This is a genomic window from Pseudomonas citronellolis (assembly GCF_900112375.1).
In the GTDB taxonomy this organism is placed as follows: domain Bacteria; phylum Pseudomonadota; class Gammaproteobacteria; order Pseudomonadales; family Pseudomonadaceae; genus Pseudomonas; species Pseudomonas citronellolis.
Window position 1 is genome coordinate 1 of the sequence record NZ_FOLS01000027.1, and the last position, 19648, is coordinate 19648.

Consider the following 19648-nt stretch of genomic DNA (forward strand, 5'->3'; position numbering starts at 1 on the left):
CCACGCCGAACGGCCCCCTCTCCCTCCGGGAGAGGGCTGGGGTGAGGGAGCGGAGTCAACCAGGCACACAGCAGCCACCCGTAAGCACCGTTCGCGAGCAAGCTCGCTCCTACGAAGAGCATCTCGGCGCAGCCGGCAAGACAACTGCCTAGGAACCTGGCCTTGGCCGCTCCGTCACACCGCCAATTCCCAATGCGGCATCACCGTCACCCGCACTTCCGGATCGTGGCTGCCGCCGCCGAGGATCACCCCGCGCAGCGGCGAGACGTCGGCGAAGTCGCGGCCCCAGGCCAGGGTGATGTGTTCCAGGGCCGGGAGGATGTTGTTGGTGGGGTCGAAGTCCACCCAACCGTTGGCCGGGCAGTACAGCGAGACCCAGGCGTGGGAGGCGTCGGCGCCGATCAGGCGGGGCTGGCCGGGTGGCGGGCGGGTCAGCAGGTAGCCGCTGACGTAGCGTGCCGCCAGGCCGCGCGAGCGCAGGCAGGCGAGCATCAGGTGAGCGAAGTCCTGGCACACGCCGCGGCGGCGTTCCAGCACTTCGGTCAGCGGCGTCGCCACCTGGGTGGCTTCGGCGTCGAAGGCGAATTCGTCGAAGATCTTCTGCATCAGCGCCGCGGCGCCTTCCAGCAGCGGCCGGCCGGCGGGGAAGCAGTCGGCGGCGAATTCGGCGAACTGGCGCTTGATGCGCACGTAGGGCGATTCCATGCGGAAGCGGCAGGCCTCCAGTTCCTGCGCCGACAAGGCGCGGCCGCTGAAGGCCAGGTCGGCGGCCACTTGTTCCCAGGCCGGCGAGGCGTGCAGCGGCAGGCGCGGCAGCACTTCGATCTGCAGGCGGGCGTTCACCTGCAGTTCGTCGTGGGGCCGTTCGAAGGCCAGGCGCGTCAGCGGGTTGCCGAACACGTCGAAGCCGTCGCTGCGCTGGGTGGGCACAGGCTCGATCTGCAGTTCGCGGCCCAGGCAGCGCTGCCGCGGGCAGTCGCGCGGCCACAGGTGCAGCAGTTGCTGCGACAGCGACACCGGCGCGGCATAGCGGTAGCGGGTGTCGTGGAACACCTGGTAGCGCGCCACCGGCGCGGACGTTGGGGAAAGCTGGGCTTCGGCCATCAGGTGGATACCGTGCGCTGGCTGATGTCGTCGACGTGGGCGAAGTAGCGCAGGCCGAGGCGGTCGGATGCCTGGCCGGCGCCCTGCGCCAGTTCGCGCAGCAGGCGCGCCAGGCCGGCGAGCACTTCGTCCTGCCCGGCGCTGCCGAACAGCGGGTTCTCCAGGGTGGCGAAGTCGAAGGCCAGCAGGCGCGCGGTGAGCAGCGCCAGTTCCTGCTCGCGGGGCATGCCGAATTCCTGGTGCAGGCGCTCCAGGGAACGTTCCAGGGCCTGCAGCTGGAAGTACAGGGCGTGGGGGTTCTGCTCGTGCAGCAACAGCAGGTCGAGCACCGGGATCAGCTGCGGCCCGGCGAGGTAGCGCGAGCGGTAGGTGATGGTGCTGTTGCCCAGTTCCAGCAGCCATTCCAGGGCGCCTGGGTCCCAGGCCGCGCCGCCGTCGAGGAAGCCGGCGATGGCGTCGGCGAAGAACTGGATGCGCTCGATGCGCCGGCCGATCATCAGGAAGCGCCAGCCGTCGTCGCGGGTCATGTCGTCGAGGGCGAAGCCGGACAGCGCGGCCAGGGACATCAGCAGGCGGTTGAGGAAGTCCAGGGCGTCGCCCAGCTCGGTGTCGCGCGCGTCCAGCGCCTGCAGGTCGCGCTGCAGCTCCATCAGCGCCAGCCAGTTCTCCCGCGACAGGCGCCCGCGCACCTGGGCGGCGGCCCAGTGCAGGCGGCGCAGGTTGGCGCAGAGGCTGTTGCTCCAGTGCTCGTCCAGCAGGGCCGCCAGCAGGCGCTGTTCCAGCGGCGCTTCGCCCTGGGGGATCAGGCCCATGGCGCCGGCCAGGTCCAGCGCGCTGCGCAGGGCCTGCTCGTCGCCGTCGGCATCGACGTAGCGCGACAACACCACGCGCAGCAGCCGGGCGTTGTCGTCGCAGCGCTCGGCGTAGCGGCCGAACCAGTAGAGGTTCTCCACTACCCGCGAGGGTAGGTACGGGTCCTGCCGGATCAGGTCGCGCGCACCTATGTTGCGCGGCCGCAGCGGCTCGCCGTGGACCGGGCGGTCGGCCAGCACCCAGGTGTCCTTGCTGGCCCCGCCGCGCTGCATGGAGACCACTTCAGCGTCCGCCGCCGAGGCCACCCGCGTCAGGCCGCCGGGCATCACCCAGTAGCGGCCGTCGCTGGCGGCCACGGCGAACACGCGCATGCCGATGGCGCGCGATTGCAGTTCGCCGCGCGCGCCGGCCTGCTGCCAGACCGGCGCCTGGGACAGCTGCGCCTGGCGCTGCGCCACGTAGGCGTGGGGCTGCGCGCGCAGGCGCTGGCACAGCTCGGTGCGGGCCGCCGGGCCCAGGGTGTGGCCGAACAGCGGCTCGAAGCTCTGCGAGGGGAAGGCCGGCTTGATGACCAGGCGCTCCAGCTCGCCCAGCGCCATGTCCAGGGCGCCCGGTTCGCCGCACCAGCGGGTCTGCACCGCCGGCAGCAGCAGCTCCTCGCCGAACAGCCGGCGACTGGCCGCCGGCAGGAAGCCCAGCAGCCCCGGCGATTCCAGCACGCCACTGCCCAGGGCGTTGGCCACCAGCACGCGGCCGCGGCGCACGGCGTCGAGCAGGCCGGGCACGCCGAGGGCGGAGTCGGTGCGCAGTTCCAGCGGGTCGCAGAAGTCGTCGTCCAGGCGCCGCAGCACCGCGTGGACACGCTTCAGGCCACCGAGGGTCTTGAGGTAGAGGGTCGCGTCGCGCACCGTCAGGTCGTGGCCTTCCACCAGCGGGAAGCCCAGTTGGCGCGCCAGGTACAGGTGCTCGAAGTAGGTTTCGTTGAAGCGCCCCGGGGTCAGCAGCACCACCAGCGGCGTCTCGCCGTCGGCCGGGGCGCAGTGGGCGAGGGTTTCCTGCAGGGTGCGGAAATAGCCGGCCAGGTACTGCACGCGCAGTTCGCGGTACAGCTCCGGCAGGGCGCGGGAGATGATCTGCCGGTTCTCCAGGGCGTAGCCGGCGCCGGAGGGCGCCTGGGTGCGGTCGGCGAGCACGTGCCAGCGGCCGTCGGCGTCGCGCGCCAGGTCCACGGCATAGCTGTGCAGGTAGATGCCGCCGGGCACCGGCAAACCGCCGCAGGGCCAGAGGAAGTTGGGGTGGCCGTAGACCAGTTCGGTCGGCAGCACGCCCTCGGCGAGCAGGCGCTGCTCGCCGTAGAGGTCGGCCAGCACCGCGTTGAGCAGCCGCCCGCGCTGCGCCACGCCGGCGGCGATGCCGGCCCATTCCTCGGCGGACAGCAGGTTGGGCAGCAGGTCCAGCTCCCAGGGGCGGTCGGCGCCCTTGGGGTCGGCGTAGACGTTGTAGGTCACGCCGTTTTCCTGGATCTGCCGCGCCAGCAGGGCCTGGCGCTGCTCCAGCTGCGCAGCGCTGGCGCGCTCCAGGCGCTGGACCAGGCGTTGCCAGTGCGGGCGCACGCCGCCCGCGGCGTCCAGCAGTTCGTGGTACGCCGTGGCGGACAGCGGGTAGTGGGCGAGCAACTCGGACATCAGGGACTCGGCGTGCAAGGCGGCCTGTTCACTTTAGCGGGCGGCGGCGCTCATGTCCGCCGCAGGTCGAGGGTCATCGGCAATTCGGCGTCGGCGCGCGGCGCCTCCACGTTCAGCTTGCCGGGTGTGTGGCCGTGGCGGAAGAAGCGCGCCAGGCGCCGGCTCTCGGCTTCGTAGGCGTTCACCGGGAAGCTGTCGTAGCTGCGCCCGCCGGGGTGGCTGACGTGGTACTGGCAACCGCCGAGGGAGCGCTGCATCCAGGTGTCGACGATGTCGAAGACCAGCGGCGCCTGTACGCCGATGGTCGGCTGCAGGCAGGACGCCGGCTGCCAGGCGCGGTAGCGCACCGCGGCGACGTATTCGCCGACCTGGCCGGTGGGCCGCAGCGGCACCGGGCGGCCGTTGCAGGTGACCACGTAGCGGTCCGGGGCCATGCCGCTCAGCTTCAGCTGCACGCGCTCCAGGGACGAGTCCACGTAGCGCACGGCGCCGCCGGGGGCGCCCTCCTCGCCCAGCACGTGCCAGGGCTCCAGGGCCTGGCGCAGTTCCAGGTCGATGCCCTTCACCGCGTAGTCGCCGTATTTCGGGAAGCGGAATTCGAAATGCGGGGCGAACCAGTCGCTGCGCAGCGGGTAGCCGAAGGCGTTGAGTTCGTGGACCACGTCGGCGAAGTCCTGCTCGACGAAGTGCGGCAGCAGGAAGCGGTCGTGCAGCTCGGTGCCCCAGCGCACCAGCTTCGGCGGCGTGTAGGGTTCGGCCCAGAAACGCGCCACCAGGGCCCGCAGCAGCAGTTGCTGGGCCAGGCTCATGCGCGCGTGGGGCGGCATTTCGAAGGCGCGCAGTTCCAGCAGGCCGAGGCGGCCGCTGGCGCTGTCCGGCGAGTACAGCTTGTCGATGCAGAATTCGGCGCGGTGGGTGTTGCCGGTGATGTCCACCAGCAGGTTGCGCAGCAGGCGGTCGACCAGCCACGGCGGGCAGTCGGCGCCCGGCTCGGGCATCTGCGCGAAGGCGATCTCCAGTTCGTAGAGCGCGTCGTTGCGCGCCTCGTCCACCCGCGGCGCCTGGGAGGTCGGGCCGATGAACAGGCCGGAGAACAGGTAGGACAGCGAGGGGTGGTTGTGCCAGTAGCTGACCAGGCTGCGCAGCAGGTCCGGGCGGCGCAGGAAGGGCGAGTCCGCCGGGGTGGCGCCGCCGAGGACGAAGTGATTGCCGCCGCCGGTGCCGACGTGGCGGCCGTCGACCATGAACTTCTCGCTGGACAGCCGCGACTGGCGCGCCGCCTCGTAGAGGAATTCGGTGCGCTCGACCAGTTCGCCCCAGTTCGCCGAGGGGTGGATGTTCACTTCGATCACGCCCGGGTCGGGGGTGACGCGGAAGTTGGTCAGGCGCGGGTCGGCCGGCGGCTCGTAGCCTTCCAGCAGCACCGGGCAGCCCAGTTCGCCGGCGGTGGCCTCGATGGCGGCGACCAGCTCCAGGTAGGCCTCCAGCTCCGCCAGCGGCGGCATGAACAGGTACAGCCGGCCTTCGCGCGGCTCGGCGCACAGCGCGGTGCGGGTGATCCAGCCGGCGGACTGGTGCATCAGCGGCTGGCGCGTGGCGTCCGGGCCGCCGGGCATGCGCTCGCGTACCTGCTGCAGTTGCGCGGCGCGGCGCAGCGGTGGGCGCGGCTGGCTGGGGTCGGCGGGGTTGACGTAGGGGTAGTCGGCCTCGCTGGCCCAGGGCTGCGAGTCCAGCGGCAGGCGGTAGCCCAGCGCCGAGTCGCCGGGGATCAGCCGGCAGTGCTCGTCGCGCAGGAACCAGCGGCCGCTTTCCCAGGTGTCGCCGGCGGCACTGCGGGCCAGCGGCAGCACGTGGCCGACCACTTCGCCCAGGCCGCGCTCGAACACCTTGCGCAGGCGATCGCGTTCCAGCGGGTCGTCCAGGCGCGCGTCTTCCGGGGTGACGTTGGCCGGCAGGCGACGTTCGCGCCAGAGGTAGTAGAACCAGTCTTCGTAGGCGGCGAACAGGGTGTCGCCGGTCAGCCCCAGGCGCCCGGCCAGGCGGCGCAGGAAGCGCGCGGCCAGGGCGGTGTCGGCGCCATAGCTGCGGCCTTCCTCGGCGTAGAGCATGGGGTTGTTCCACAGCGGCTCGCCGTCGCGCCGCCAGAAGCAGTTCAGCGACCAGCGCGGCAGCTGCTCGCCCGGGTACCACTTGCCCTGGCCGAAGTGCACCAGGCCCTTGGGCGCGTAGTGGCGGCGCAGGCGGTGGAACAGGTCGGCGGCCAGGCGGCGCTTGTTCGGGCCCAGGGCGGCGGTGTTCCACTCGGGGTCGTCGGGGTAGTCGATGGCGATGAAGGTCGGCTCGCCGCCCATGGTCAGGCGCACGTCCTGTTCGGCGAGGTCGGCGTCGATGCGCGAACCCAGCTCGCGGATCGCCTGCCACTGTTCCTCGCTGTAGGGCTTGGTCACCCGCGGCGCTTCCCAGACGCGCTCCACGCGCATCTGGTGGCTGAACTGCACCTCGCATTCCTCCAGCGCGCCGGTGATCGGCGCCGCCGAGGACGGCTCGGGGCTGCAGGCCAGGGGGATGTGGCCCTCGCCGGCGAACAGCCCGGAGGTCGGGTCCAGCCCCACCCAGCCGGCGCCGGGCAGGTAGACCTCGGCCCAGGCGTGCAGGTCGGTGAAGTCCACTTCGGTGCCGCTGGGGCCGTCCAGGGATTTCTGGTCGGCGGTGAGCTGGATCAGGTAGCCGGAGACGAAGCGCGCCGCCAGGCCCAGGTGGCGCGCCAGCTGGACCAACAGCCAGGCCGAATCGCGGCAGGAGCCGGAGGCCAGCTCCAGGGTCTGCTCGGGCGTCTGCACGCCGGGCTCCATGCGGATGAGGTAGCGCACGTCGCCGGCCAGGCGCTGGTTCAGCGCGACCAGGAAGTCCACGGTGGGGCTGGCGTCGCGTGGCACCGCGGCGAGGTATTCGGCGAACCGCGGGCTGGCCGGCTGGCGCGCGAGGTAGGGCGCCAGTTCGCGCTGCTCGTCGGCGCCGTAGGCGAAGGGGAACTGCTCGGCGTAGGGCTCGAGGAAGAAGTCGAAGGGGTTGAACACCGCCATCTCGGCGACCAGGTCCACCTCCACCCGCAGTTCCTCGGTCTTCTCCGGGAACACCAGGCGCGCCAGGTAGTTGCCCTGCGGGTCCTGCTGCCAGTTGATGAAGTGCTTGCCCGGGGCGACCTTCAGCGAATAGCCGAGGATGCGCGTGCGGCTGTGCGGCGCCGGGCGCAGGCGCACCAGTTGCGGGCCGAGGTTCACGGCGCGGTCGTAGCGGTAGTGGGTGACGTGCTGCAAGGCGACATGGATCGACACGGCGGGCCTCCTGCGGGCCTGGGCGACACAGCTTCCGCGCAAGTCCCGTGCCAGCCGCCAGGGGCCGTGGAACGGGCTGCGCACGGGCGCCGGGCACCATCGCGGGGCCCGGGGGTGCATGCCGGGCATGGGGGTGCACGGAAATGGGGCGCCGGCTGGGGATAGCCTAGACGGTGGGGTGTGACAGGGGGGGAGAAGGTTGGGTGGTCTTTCGTTGGGGCGAGGTTGCTCGCGAACGGGGGTTGCCTGGGGTGTGGTGGTCAAATAATTTCGGGGGGGGTTTGGTGTTGGGCTGTAGAGCGCCCTCTCCCTAACCCTCTCCCTGAAGGGAGAGGGGACCGTTCGGCAGAAACACAGACCATGGCGTTAGCCGGAACCGAAGTCGCAGATTGAAACCCTATTTATCCGCAGGCACGGACAAGCCCCCTCTCCCTTCAGGGAGAGGGCTGGGGAGAGGGAACGGAGCCCCTCCCCCACGCACCGAAGTCGAAGGAAAACTCCAGCCTCAAATACACCCCCCCGCCAACCCCGCAATCCACCGCTCCAGCACCTCCAACCCCTCCTTGTGCACCAATGCCCGCCCCAGCTCCGGCATCATCTCCCCAGGCTTGTCACTGCCGACACGGTAGGTCAGCACCGACAGCTCCGGATGCCCCGGATGAATGTCCTCGCGACGCCCGCCGGTACCATTGCCCGCCGCCACCGGCTGCTTGCAGAACCCGTAGTTCACCCCCAACTCGGCACTGGCATCGATATACAGCCCCGACGTGCGCGCCGCCCCCTTCGGGTTGTGGCAATGACCACAGTTGGCGTCCAGATAGCTGCGCGCCTGCTTCTCCAGGCTCTCTCCTTCGCGCGGGTGGCCCCAGAGGGCGTTCTGCGGCACCTGCGCCAGTTCCGGCAAGCCCTGCAGGAAGCCACGCACCTGCCAGTGGCGCAGCTGGTTGTCGCTGCCTTCGGTGTAGGCGAAGTCCTTGTTCAGGTGGCGGGCCTTGGGGCCCAGCGGGGCGATGCCGGCGCCCTTGGTCTCGGCGTGGCACTCGGAGCACTGGTTGGCGTCCGGCACCATGTAGGTGAAGGCCACCTTCTGCCCGATCGCATCCTGCAGTTCCAGGGCCTGGCTGTCGCCGGCCAGTTCCAGGTGCGCTTCCTTCTGCTCGGCGTCCCACACGTAGGGCAGCGCCGTCCAGCCGTCCTTCTGCTTCACCAGCACGCGGGTCTCGACCAGGCGCACCCTGGCCAGGTCCAGGCCCTGCTGCGGGTCGCGGTCATCCTGCGAGTTCTCCAGCAGTTGGCCCTTGCCGTCGGTGGGGTAGTAGAAGGTCTTGGTCAGCACCGTGCCCAGCGGGTAGTCGAAGTGGTCCTCGGCGTACTTCGCCGCCTGCCCTTCAGGCATCCACACCGTGCGCAGCTTGTGCGCGTAGTCGGTGAACAGCGGCGTGTTGAGATCGTAGGGCAGCACCTCGGGCGCGGGCTTCAGGTGGCCGTCGCCCAGGTGCAGCATGCCCCAGCCGCTCAAGGTCTGCGGGTAGTCGTCGCCCTCGGGCTGGTAGCGCGGCTTCGCCTGCTGCCCGCACCCGGCCAGCGCCACGGCCAGGGCGAGCGACAACCAGGCGCAGGCGGCTCGCGTCATGCCTTGCCTCCCTTCTCGCCCAGGCCGGCCTGTTCGATCTTCGGCAGCGGCTTGAGCTTGCAGCGGTGGCCGCTCATGTCGGTGCTGATGTTCTTGTAGCCATTGGGGCCGTCGACGTTGACGATGCCGGCCTCGCCGTTGTCGATGCAGATGGCCAACTCCTCCGGCAGTTTGCCGTCGACCAGTTTCTTCTGGTTCACGTAGCCGTCCCAGAGGATGTCCGGCAGGCGCCCGTTGAGGCCGAACTTGGCGATCTTCAGCGCCTTCAACTCCAGGTGGTCGGGGCTGTCGCCGCCGGGGCCGAAGGTGTTGCCGTGGATGTAGATGCCCTCGGGGTAGGGGTCGAAGTTCGGCTGTGTCGCCTTGTCCGAGTAGTTGGTGCTGTAGTAGCTGCTGATGATGACGTTGGCGGTCTTGTGGTCGCCGATCCTGTTGTCGAAGATTTCCACGTCGTCGTTGGAGTTGACCACCACCCCGGAACCGGCCGGGACGCTGGCCACCGGCGTGCCCTTGTGGCCGAAGTTGTCGTGGTTGTTGCCCTGCACCTCGTTGTTGTAGACGCGGGTGCCGCGCCCCGGCTGCTGCAGGTTGGGCATGTTGAAGACGAGGATGCCGCCGGTGTTGCCGGTGGCCACGTTGTCGTACACGTCGGCGCCGATGGTGTTCTCGATCTCGATGCCGGCGACGTTGCGCTCGGCACGGTTGTTGCGCACCACCACGTTGCGCGACTGGCCGACGTAGATGCCCGCGTCCGAGGCGCCGATGGCCACGTTGCCCTCCAGCAGCACGTTCTCGGTCTGCACCGGGTACAGGCCGTAGGCGCCGTTCTCGGTGGCCGGGCCGTTGGTCCATTCGGTGCGCACGTTGCGGATCACGATGTTCTTGCCGCCCAGCACCTTGAGCGCGTCGCCCTTGCTGTCCTCGATGGCCAGGTTCTCGATGGTGAAGTCCGAGGCGTCCACCAGCAGCCCTTCGGCGCCGGCCTTCTGGTTGCGGAAGCTGAGGATGGTCTTGTCCATGCCGTCGCCGCGGAGGGTCACGCCATCGACCTTGAGGCTGAGGCCGCGGTCGAGGTGGTAGGTGCCGGCGGGGATCGCGATGACGTCACCGGGCTTGGCCTTGATCAGCCGTGCCTGCAGGTCTTTCTGGAAATCCGCGCTGACCGCGGCGGTGGGTTTGTCCTGCTCGCCGCAGGCGGCCAGGAGCACGGCGAGGCTGAGAAGGGACAGGGCGGCGCGGCGCATGGCGGGGTCTCCGGTCTTGTTTTTATGATTTTGGAACTATAGTACCAAAATGTTTCTGTGGATAGACCAGATGCGGTTCCCTTCCTGTAGGAGCGAGCTTGCTCGCGAACAGAGTTTCCCGGATACGCCGGCATCAGACCGACCTCCGCACCCTCTCCCCAGCCCTCGGCTGCGCGCCCCGCCCTGAAGGGAGAGGGGGCTTGTCCGTGCCGAGAGAGGAAATGGTTTCAGCTGGAAACCGCCGGAACCGCCGGCTAACGCCAAAACATCAGCGCACTCCGAACGGTCCCCTCTGGGTTAGGGAGAGGGAGTGGAGTTGAACCAGTGCACAGGTACCACCGGCGGGTTCGCGAGCAAGCTCGCTCCTACGAAAGCAGGCCCGAAAACGAAAACGGGGCCTTGCGGCCCCGTCATCGGTCATACAGCTCAGCGCGGTATGTTCGGCTGGCGCTTGGTGGTGCGCTTCTTGCCCTTGGCGTAGGCCGCGGCCTTGCCCTCCTCGCCCTTGTTCCACGGGCGCGAGCCGTCGCTGGCGCGGGGCGGCAGGCCGGTGTGCTGGGTCAGCAGCGGCTTGCCGGCCTTCTTGCTGCCCACCGGGGTGGAGTTCTTGCGCCGGGCGCTCTGGTAGCTGCCGTCGGCGTCGGGCTGGTGGGTGGGGATCAACTGGTGCTTGCCGTTGCCGATCAGGTCGGCGCGGCCCATGTCCTTGAGCGCCTCGCGCAGCATCGGCCAGTTGTTCGGGTCGTGCCAGCGCAGGAAGGCCTTGTGCAGGCGGCGGTGGCGCTCGCCCTTGACGATGGTCACCGCGTCGCTCTTGTAGGTGACCTTGCGCAGCGGGTTCTTGCCCGAGTGGTACATGGCCGTGGCGGTGGCCATCGGCGAGGGGTAGAAGGCCTGCACCTGGTCGGCGCGGAAACCGTTGCGCTTGAGCCACAGGGCGAGGTTCATCATGTCCTCGTCGGTGGTGCCCGGGTGCGCGGCGATGAAGTACGGGATCAGGTACTGTTCCTTGCCCGCCTCCTTGGTGAACTTCTCGAACATCTGCTTGAAGCGGTCGTAGCTGCCGATGCCCGGCTTCATCATCTTCGACAGCGGGCCCTGCTCGGTGTGCTCCGGGGCGATCTTCAGGTAGCCGCCGACGTGGTGCGTCACCAGCTCGCGCACATACTCCGGCGACTCCACCGCCAGGTCGTAGCGCAGGCCCGAGGCGATGAGGATCTTCTTCACCCCCGGCAGGTCGCGGGCGCGGCGGTACAGCTGGATCAGCGAGGAGTGGTCGGTGTTGAGGTTCTCGCAGATACCGGGGAACACGCACGACGGCTTGCGGCAGTGCTTCTCGATCTCCGGGTCCTTGCAGGCGATGCGGTACATGTTGGCGGTCGGCCCGCCGAGGTCGGAGATCACCCCGGTGAAGCCCGGCACCTTGTCGCGGATTTCCTCGATCTCGCGGATGATCGAGTCTTCCGAACGGTTCTGGATGATCCGCCCTTCGTGCTCGGTGATCGAGCAGAAGGTGCAACCGCCGAAGCAGCCACGCATGATGTTCACCGAGAAGCGGATCATCTCGTAGGCCGGGATCTTCTCGCCGCCGTAGACCGGGTGCGGCACGCGGGCGTACTGCAGGCCGAAGACGTAGTCCATCTCCTCGGTGCTCAGCGGGATGGGCGGCGGGTTGAACCACACGTCGGTCTCGCCGTGGCGCTGGACCATGGCCCGGGCGTTGCCGGGGTTGGTCTCCAGGTGCAACACGCGGTTGGCGTGGGCGTACAGCACCGGGTCGTTCTTCACCTTCTCGAAGGACGGCAGGCGGATGACGGTGCGCTCGCGGGTCAGCTTCGGGCTGGGCAGCAGCTGCACCACCTTGGCTTCGTTGGGGTCTTCCTGCGGGCCCTTGTCCTGCTCGATGGCGCAGGCGGCGGTGTCCTGGGTGTTGACGTAGGGGTTGATGATCTTGTCGATCCTGCCCGGGCGGTCGATGCGCGTGGAGTCCAGCTCGAACCAGCCCTCGGGGGTGTCGCGACGGACGAAGGCGGTGCCGCGCACGTCGGTGATCGACTCGATCGGCTCGCCGGCGGACAGGCGCTGGGCCACTTCCACCACGGCGCGCTCGGCGTTGCCGAACAGCAGGAGGTCGGCCTTGGCGTCCATCAGGATCGAGTGGCGGACCTTGTCCTGCCAGTAGTCGTAGTGGGCGATGCGGCGCAACGAGGCCTCGATGCCGCCTAGCACGATCGGCACGCCCTTGTACGCCTCGCGGCAGCGCTGGCTGTAGACCATGCTGGCGCGGTCCGGGCGCTTGCCGGCGTTGCCGCCGGGGGTGTAGGCGTCGTCGGAGCGGATCTTCCGGTCGGCGGTGTAGCGGTTGATCATCGAGTCCATGTTGCCGGCGGCCACGCCGAAGAACAGGTTCGGCTTGCCCAGCTTCATGAAGTCGTCTTTCGACTGCCAGTCCGGCTGGGCGATGATGCCCACGCGGAAGCCCTGGGCTTCCAGCAGGCGGCCGATGATGGCCATGCCGAAGGACGGATGGTCGACGTAGGCATCGCCGGTGACGATGATGATGTCGCAGGAATCCCAGCCCAGTTGATCCATCTCTTCCCGGCTCATCGGCAGGAACGGCGCCGGGCCGAAACACTCGGCCCAGAACTTGGGATAGTCGAACAGCGGCTTGGCGGCTTGCATCACGGGCACCGGGGGCATCTCTAGGAATAGGGTCGCGAAATCGCGGGCGCGGAATATAGCACAAAAAGTGAACAATTCCGACCGGGACGCTGGGGTTTTTCCCGGCGCGGGGCGACCGCCGGACGGGGACGATTGGCGGCGCCGCCGCAGTGGCAACTGGCTATACTCGCTCCACCGTCTCAACAGGCTTGGCCACAGCGGCCGGGAACAGGGAGTGTCAACCGTGCGTCATCTGTGGTGTCTGTTGTTCCTCCTGCTCGGTTGCGCCAGCGCCGTGGCCCAGCCCCTGGTGCTCGACGAACGGGCCAGCGGACGCTGGCTGAACGACGGCCTGATGCTGCTGGAAGACCCGGGCGCACGCCTGGACCTGCAACAGGCACGCGAGCAGGACGCCGCCTTCGTGCCCGCCAAGGGCCGCACCAGCGTCGGCCAGAGCCCCAACCCCTGGTGGCTGCGCCTGGACCTCGAGCGCCAGGCCACCCCGCCCGGCGGCTGGTGGCTGGAGGTGGACGCAGTGAACCTGCTCGACCTGCGCCTGTACCTGCCCGACGGCCAGGGCGGCTACCGCGAGCTGCGTTCGGGCGAGGCGGTGCCCTTCGCCGAGGGCCGCGACCGCAGCTACCGCCGCCCGGTGTTCCACCTGCCCGCCGGCGAGGGCCCGCTGCGCCTGTACCTGCGCAGCCTGGACCCGGCCGGCAACTCCTTCCCGCTGCGCATCTGGTCGCAGGACGACCTGCAGGACCATCGCGCCGAGACCAACCTGTTCCTCGGCGGCGTCTACGGGCTGATCGCCGCGCTGCTGCTGTACAACCTGTTCATCCTGGTCAGCCTGCGCGACCGCGCCTACTTCTGGTACGTGCTCACCACCGGCTTCGCCCTGCTGTTCAGCATGGGCATGACCGGCCACGCCTTCGAACTGCTCTGGCCCGGCGACGCGGTGCCCTGGTGGCTGAACCGCATCACCCTGCCCTCGCTGTGGGGCCTGTGCGTCACCCGCTTCACCCAGACGCTGCTGCAGACCCGCCGCAACGTGCCCTGGGCACACCACATGCTGACACTGAACTGCCTGCTGTACGTCGCCTCGGTGCTGCTCAACGTCTTCGTCGGCCGCTCCGAGGCCGGCTGGGTACTGGCCACCACCACCTTCGTCGGCATCCCGGCGGCACTCGGCGCGGCCATCACCCGCTCGCTGCAGGGCTCGCTGCCGGCGCGCCTGTACCTGGTGGGCTTCGGCCTGGTGCTGTCCAGCGTGAGCATCTCGGTGATGCGCGCCCTGGGCGTGGTGCAGCCGTCGCCGACCACCGCCTACCTGTTCCCGGTATCGGTGGCCATGGAGTCCATCCTGTTCTCCTTCGCCCTGACCTCGCGCATCCAGGAACTCAAGCGCGAGAAGGCCCAGGCCCTGGAGCAGGCCAACCGCGAGAAGAGCGCGCGCATGACCCTGCTGCAGAGCGCGCAGAACGACCTGGCGCAGGCCGTGGCGGCGCGCACCGCCGAGCTGACGCAGAGCAACCGCCTGCTGCTCGAACGCGAGGCCCAGCTGCGCCATGCCGCGCACAACGATCCCCTCACCGGGCTGCCCAACCGCCGCTACCTGGTGGAGCACGCCGAGCAGGCGTTGCAGCAGGCCCAGCAGAACAGCGAGAGCCTGGCGCTGATGCTGATCGACCTCGACCACTTCAAGCCGATCAACGACACCCACGGCCACGACGCCGGCGACTTCATGCTCCAGCACGTCGGCCACCGCCTGCGCCAGTGCGTACGCTCCAGCGACTGCGTGGCGCGCCTGGGCGGCGACGAATTCGCCGCGCTGGTATCCGGCCCCGACGCCGAAGGCCACGCCCGGGAGATCGCCGTGCGCCTGCTCAGCGAGCTGTCGCGGCCGGTGCAGTTCGACCGCCTGGAACTGAGCATCACCCCAAGCATCGGCGTAGCCATCTACCCGCGCCACGCGCTGCAGTTCGCCAAGCTGTACAAGGCCGCCGACCAGGCGCTGTACCAGGTCAAGGGCAGCGGCAGGGCCAGCTATGCGCTGGCCGGGGAGGACGGCAACGGTGACTTCTGGCTGGAAACGCTGAAGACTTCGGACCGGCTGGTCTAGGCGCTGTACTTGCGCGGCACCCGCGCGGTGACCTTGGTCAGCAGCTCGTAGCCGATGGTGCCGGCGTGGGCGGCCACTTCGTCCACCGCCAGCTGCGTGCCCCAGAGTTCCACCGGGGCGCCAACGGTGGCTTCGGGCAGGTCGGTGAGGTCCACCGCCAGCATGTCCATGGAGACCCGGCCGGCCAGCGGCGCGCGCTGGCCGGCGACCAACACTGGAGTGCCGCTGGGCGCGTGGCGTGGGTAGCCGTCGGCGTAGCCACAACTCACGGTGCCGATGCGCGACGGCCGTTCGGCCACCCAGGTGGCGCCGTAGCCGACGCTCTCGCCTACTGCCACCTCGCGGATGGACATCACCTGCGCGTGCAGGCCCATGGCCGGGCGCAGGCCCATCTCGGCCGCGCCCAGGTCGGCGAAGGGCGAGGCGCCGTAGAGCATGATGCCGGGGCGGATCCAGTCCATGTGCGCCGCCGGGATGCTCAGCACGGCGGCGGAATTGGCCAGCGAGCGCTGGTCGAAGTCCAGGTCGAGCAGGCCGAGGAAGCATTCCAGCTGGTCCTCGGTGAGCGTGTGGCCGCGCTCGTCGGCGCAGGCGAAGTGGCTCATCAGGTTCAGCTCGGCGACCTGCGGGGCGCCGCGCAGGCTCGGGAAGACCGCGCGCAGGGCCTCGGCGGAGAAGCCCAGGCGGTGCATGCCCGAATCCAGCTTGAGCCAGACGTTGAGCGGGTGCGGCAGGTTGCTGGCCAGCAGCGTCGCCAGTTGCTCCGGGCCCTGTATGGCGATGTCCAGGCGCAGTTGCGAGGCCACCAGGAACTCGCTCGGCTCGAAGCAGCCCTCCAGCAGCAGGATGCGCGTGGTGCCGTGCAGCGCGCGGACCTCGGCGGCCTCTTCCAGGCAGGCCACGGCGAAGCCATCGGCCTCGTCACGCAGCGCGGTCACCACCTCGCGCACGCCATGCCCGTAGGCATTGGCCTTGACCACGGCGAACGCCTCGCGGCCCGGCGCGCAGCGCTTGGCCAGGGCGTAGTTGTGCTGGATGGCGGAGAGGTCGATATGGGCGATAAGGGGGCGCATGGGGGTCCAGGCTGAAGGCTGAAGGCTGAAGGCTGAAGGCTGAAGGCTGAAGGCAAACAGCATAACCCCCGGCCACTCCGCATCAAGCTCTTACGTACAGCCTCCAGCCTTGCTCGTCTTTATTCGTCTTCGAAGTTGTACATGCCCGGGGCGAGGTTCTCGAAGCGGGTGAAGCGGCCGAGGAAGGCCAGGCGCACGGTGCCGATGGGGCCGTTACGCTGTTTGCCGATGATGATTTCGGCCACGCCCTTGAACTCGGTTTCCGGGTGGTACACCTCGTCGCGGTAGACGAACATGATCACGTCGGCGTCCTGCTCGATCGCCCCGGATTCGCGAAGGTCGGAGTTCACCGGGCGCTTGTTCGGGCGCTGTTCCAGGGAGCGGTTGAGCTGCGACAGCGCTACCACCGGGCAGTTGAATTCCTTGGCCAGGGCCTTGAGCGAGCGGGAGATCTCGGAGATCTCGTTGGTGCGGTTGTCGCCGGAGGAACCGGGGATCTGCATCAGTTGCAGGTAGTCCACCATGATCAAGGCGATCTCGCCGTGCTCGCGGGCCAGGCGCCGGGTGCGCGCGCGCATTTCCGAGGGCGAGATGCCGGCGGTGTCGTCGATGAACAGCTTGCGCTCGTTGAGCAGGTTGACCGCCGAGGTCAGGCGCGGCCAGTCGTCGTCCTCCAGCTTCCCCGAACGCACCTTGGTCTGGTCGATGCGGCCCAGGGACGAAAGCATACGCATCACGATCGAGTCCGAAGGCATCTCCAGGGAGTACACCAGCACCACCTTGTCGGTGCGCAGCACGGCGTTCTCCACCAGGTTCATGGCGAAGGTGGTCTTGCCCATGGACGGACGGCCGGCGACGATGACCAGGTCGGCCGGCTGCAGGCCGCTGGTCTTCTCGTCGAGATCGGTGAAGCCGGTGGAGATGCCGGTGAAGGCGTCGTTGGTGTTGAACAGGTGGTCGATCCGGTCGATCGTCTTCACCAGGATGTCGCCGATGCCCACCGGGCCGCCGGTCTTCGGCCGCGCCTCGGCGATCTCGAAGATGCGCCGCTCGGCTTCGTCGAGCACCTCGTTGGCGCTGCGGCCCTCGGGGTTGAAGGCGCTGTCGGCGATGTCGCTGCTGATGCCGATCAGTTGGCGCAGGGTGGCGCGCTCGCGGATGATCTGCGCGTAGGCCTTGATGTTCGCCACCGAGGGGGTGTTCTTCGCCAGCTCGGCCAGGTAGGCCAGGCCGCCGACCTGCGACAGCTGGCCTTCGCGCTCCAGCAGCTCGGAGAGGGTCACCACGTCGATCGGCTGGTTGCCTTCGGCGAGCTTGTACACCGCGCGGAAGATCAGGCGGTGGTCATGGCGGTAGAAGTCGCCATCGGACACCGCGTCCGACACCCGCTCCCAGGCGTTGTTATCGAGCATCAGGCCACCCAGCACCGCCTGTTCGGCTTCGATCGAATGCGGCGGCACCTTGAGGGTGGCCGTTTGCAGGTCGTATTGCTCGGGGACGGTGATGTCGTTCATGGGGCTCGGCGCAGGAAACTCGGATGGATGCAGAAAAACAAAGGGCACGGACCGCTAGGCGGTACCGTGCCCGATGTTAGCGAACTGCCGCGTCCACGCAAGGTGTCCACGGCGTCGCAGCGACGGATCGCTTACTCGGCGACGACGACCACGTGCAGGGTCGCTTCGACGTCGGTGTGCAGTTGCACTTCGATGTCGTATTCGCCGACGGTGCGCAGGGCACCGTTGGGCAGGCGCACTTCGGCCTTTTCCAGCGGGTAGCCGGCAGCGGAGACCGCTTCGGCGATATCGCGGGTGCCGATCGAGCCGAACAGCTTGCCTTCGTCGCCGGCGTGGGCGCCGATGGTGACGATCAGCTCGGCCAGTTGGGCGGCACGGGCTTCAGCGTCGGCCTTCTTGGCGGCAGCGGCCTTTTCCAGCTCGGCGCGGCGCTCTTCGAAAGCAGCGACGTTGGCCGGGGTAGCGGCGGTGGCCTTGCCCTGCGGCAGCAGGTAGTTACGGGCGTAGCCGCCCTTGACGTTCAGTTTGTCGCCCAGGTTGCCCAGTTTGGCGATCTTTTCCAGCAGGATGACTTCCATTTGAGTCTTACCTCTTAACTTTTAACCTTCACCGTTCGTGGAGCCCTGGCGACGTACCAGGCGACCACGAAAATCAAACAGACTATCGACGACAGCAACCAGACAGATCACATTCCCCAGCATCAGCGCCAGGCCGTACAACAGCACCAGCCAGAACCCCGGCAGGCGTTTCAGCGCGACCAGCCCGTGACCGAGCGCGAGCCCGGCGAACAGCAGCGGCACGGCGCACAACGGCGCCACCACGGCGAACTGCGGGCCCAGCAGCGGCACCACCAGCACGCCCAGCAGCAGCGCGATGGCCACCGCCGGCGCCAGGCGCAGCGCGCGAAACTCGCGGCCGAACCCTTGCGGGTTGTACAACGCCGCTTGCCAGTAGCGCGCCAGCATCAGGCACAACAGGCTGATGACCTGCAGCGAGGCGGCCAGCAGGCCGGTAACGGCCGGCACCAGCCCCGCTTGCAGCTCGGCCTGCTGGTCCGCCGAAAGCTTCGCTTCCGACAGCACCTGCGGCAGCACCTTGCCAAACGCCTCCGCCAGACCTTGAACCAGCCCGGCGGATACCGTGCTCAACAGCAGCACGTAGAACACGCCCAACACCACGCTGGCCAGCATGACCCGATTCCAGGACATGCTGGAGCGCAACACCTGCGCCAGGACCGCCGAACCCAGCATCACCAGGGTGACCGTGGGGTCGCCCAGGTACCACCAGGCCAGGGCCGGGAGCAGCGCCCAGGCCAGGATGCCAATGGCATCTCCGGTTCCCCGGCGCAGCAGCACCAGGCTGCCGGCGGCGGCACCGAGCCAGAAGAACGGCTGCAGTACCGCGGCTGCGACGACCACCAGGGTCGCCTGCATGCGGCCTCGCATGACGAATTCAGCCAATGCGCGCATGCGATCTATCCATCAAGGCTACGTCGACTGCCCGATCAACGGCCGTGGCTGTCGGTGTAGGGAAGCAGGGCCAGGTAGCGAGCGCGCTTGATGGCGGTCGACAGCTGACGCTGGTACTTGGCCTTGGTGCCGGTGATGCGGCTCGGAACGATCTTGCCGGTTTCGGAAACGTAGGCCTTCAGGGTGTTGAGATCTTTGTAATCGATCTCCTTGACGCCTTCAGCGGTGAAACGGCAGAACTTACGACGACGGAAGAAACGTGCCATGTTATCGGCTCCTCAATACTGGTCCGGGATTACTCGTCGGCGCTGTCGCGGCTGTCTTCGCCGTCAGCGGACTCGTTTTCGTTGGCGTCGGGACGCTCACGGCGCTCACGGCGCTCGTTGCGGCTCTCTTCGGCCTTCAGCATTTCGGACTGGCCGGTAACGGCTTCGTCGCGACGGATCACCAGGTTACGGATGACGGCGTCGTTGTAGCGGAAGTTGTCTTCCAGCTCGGCCAGGGCCTTGGCGCTGCACTCGACGTTCAGCAGAACGTAGTGAGCCTTGTGCACGTTGTTGATGGCGTAAGCCAGCTGACGACGGCCCCAGTCTTCCAGGCGGTGAACCTTGCCACCGTCTTCTTCGATGACCTTGGTGTAACGCTCGACCATGCCACCGACTTGCTCGCTCTGGTCCGGGTGAACCAGGAACACGATTTCGTAATGACGCATAAATGCTCCTTACGGGTTGCAGCCTGCCGACGATGCGGTCAGGCAAGGAGTGAATGTCTTTTTGACTTGCCGACAGGTGGACGCGTAAGCGCCTGCCCGGACGGCAAGGGGCGACATTCTAGAGAAGGGGGGAAGGCGGCGCAAGGCAATTGATGAATATTTGAGCAGCTACAGGCTACAGGCGAAGAGCATGTGCGGGGCTCTTCGTAGGAGCGAGCTTGCTCGCGAACCGGGCGGGCACGGTGCCGAGGTTGGTTCGCGAGCAAGCTCGCTCCTACAGGGA

General features: G+C 68.4%; 13 protein-coding genes. 1 reads left to right on the forward strand and 12 read right to left on the reverse strand.

The annotated features are described in order from the left end of the window. Positions 1-174: 174 nt before the first annotated feature. The 6 genes from BM060_RS23020 to BM060_RS23045 form a co-directional block, all read right to left on the reverse strand. On the reverse strand, positions 175-1104 hold the full coding sequence (locus BM060_RS23020; protein WP_135499812.1) for a transglutaminase family protein: 930 nt from the start codon (positions 1102-1104) through the stop codon (positions 175-177). After that, positions 1104-3602 (reverse strand): circularly permuted type 2 ATP-grasp protein, encoded by a 2499-nt coding sequence (locus tag BM060_RS23025; protein ID WP_074983474.1) that lies wholly within the window; start codon positions 3600-3602, stop codon positions 1104-1106. Before BM060_RS23025 ends, BM060_RS23020 begins: the two co-directional genes overlap by 1 nt. A gap of 50 nt (positions 3603-3652) precedes the next feature. Further along, positions 3653-6937, reverse strand: coding sequence for a transglutaminase family protein (locus tag BM060_RS23030; protein ID WP_074983319.1), 3285 nt, complete (start codon positions 6935-6937; stop codon positions 3653-3655). Between the two features lie 505 nt (positions 6938-7442). Continuing rightward, complete coding sequence (locus tag BM060_RS23035) at positions 7443-8570, reverse strand: SO2930 family diheme c-type cytochrome (protein WP_074983321.1); 1128 nt, start codon at positions 8568-8570, stop codon at positions 7443-7445. Continuing rightward, a complete protein-coding gene (locus BM060_RS23040) occupies positions 8567-9814 on the reverse strand; it encodes a parallel beta-helix domain-containing protein (protein ID WP_074983324.1) in 1248 nt (415 codons plus the stop codon). Before BM060_RS23040 ends, BM060_RS23035 begins: the two co-directional genes overlap by 4 nt. 426 nt (positions 9815-10240) lie before the next feature. Continuing rightward, the gene (locus BM060_RS23045; protein WP_074983326.1) at positions 10241-12496 is read right to left on the reverse strand and encodes a YgiQ family radical SAM protein; all 2256 of its coding nucleotides are present in this window, start codon (positions 12494-12496) and stop codon (positions 10241-10243) included. Between the two features lie 223 nt (positions 12497-12719). On the opposite strand from BM060_RS23045, the gene BM060_RS23050 reads away from it, so the two are divergent. Beyond that, positions 12720-14597, forward strand: coding sequence for a diguanylate cyclase (locus tag BM060_RS23050; RefSeq protein ID WP_074983328.1), 1878 nt, complete (start codon positions 12720-12722; stop codon positions 14595-14597). Here the strand turns inward: BM060_RS23050 and alr are convergent. The 6 genes from alr to rpsF form a co-directional block, all read right to left on the reverse strand. Next, positions 14594-15670, reverse strand: a complete 1077-nt coding sequence (gene alr, locus BM060_RS23055) for an alanine racemase (protein WP_074983330.1) — start codon at positions 15668-15670, stop codon at positions 14594-14596. The two genes, BM060_RS23050 and alr, sit on opposite strands and share 4 nt — an antisense overlap. Before the next feature lie 119 nt (positions 15671-15789). Then, on the reverse strand, positions 15790-17184 hold the full coding sequence (dnaB, locus tag BM060_RS23060) for a replicative DNA helicase (protein ID WP_074983332.1): 1395 nt from the start codon (positions 17182-17184) through the stop codon (positions 15790-15792). A 131-nt stretch (positions 17185-17315) separates the two neighbouring features. Next, positions 17316-17762, reverse strand: coding sequence for a 50S ribosomal protein L9 (rplI, locus tag BM060_RS23065; protein WP_009613455.1), 447 nt, complete (start codon positions 17760-17762; stop codon positions 17316-17318). Between the two features lie 21 nt (positions 17763-17783). Beyond that, positions 17784-18653 carry a hypothetical protein gene (locus BM060_RS23070; RefSeq protein WP_058072195.1) on the reverse strand — a complete coding sequence of 290 codons (870 nt, stop codon included), beginning with the start codon at positions 18651-18653 and terminating at the stop codon, positions 17784-17786. Positions 18654-18688: 35 nt separating this feature from the next. Beyond that, positions 18689-18919 (reverse strand): 30S ribosomal protein S18, encoded by a 231-nt coding sequence (rpsR, locus tag BM060_RS23075; protein WP_009613459.1) that lies wholly within the window; start codon positions 18917-18919, stop codon positions 18689-18691. 29 nt (positions 18920-18948) lie between these two features. Further along, the gene (rpsF, locus tag BM060_RS23080; RefSeq protein WP_074983333.1) at positions 18949-19365 is read right to left on the reverse strand and encodes a 30S ribosomal protein S6; all 417 of its coding nucleotides are present in this window, start codon (positions 19363-19365) and stop codon (positions 18949-18951) included. Positions 19366-19648: the final 283 nt, after the last annotated feature.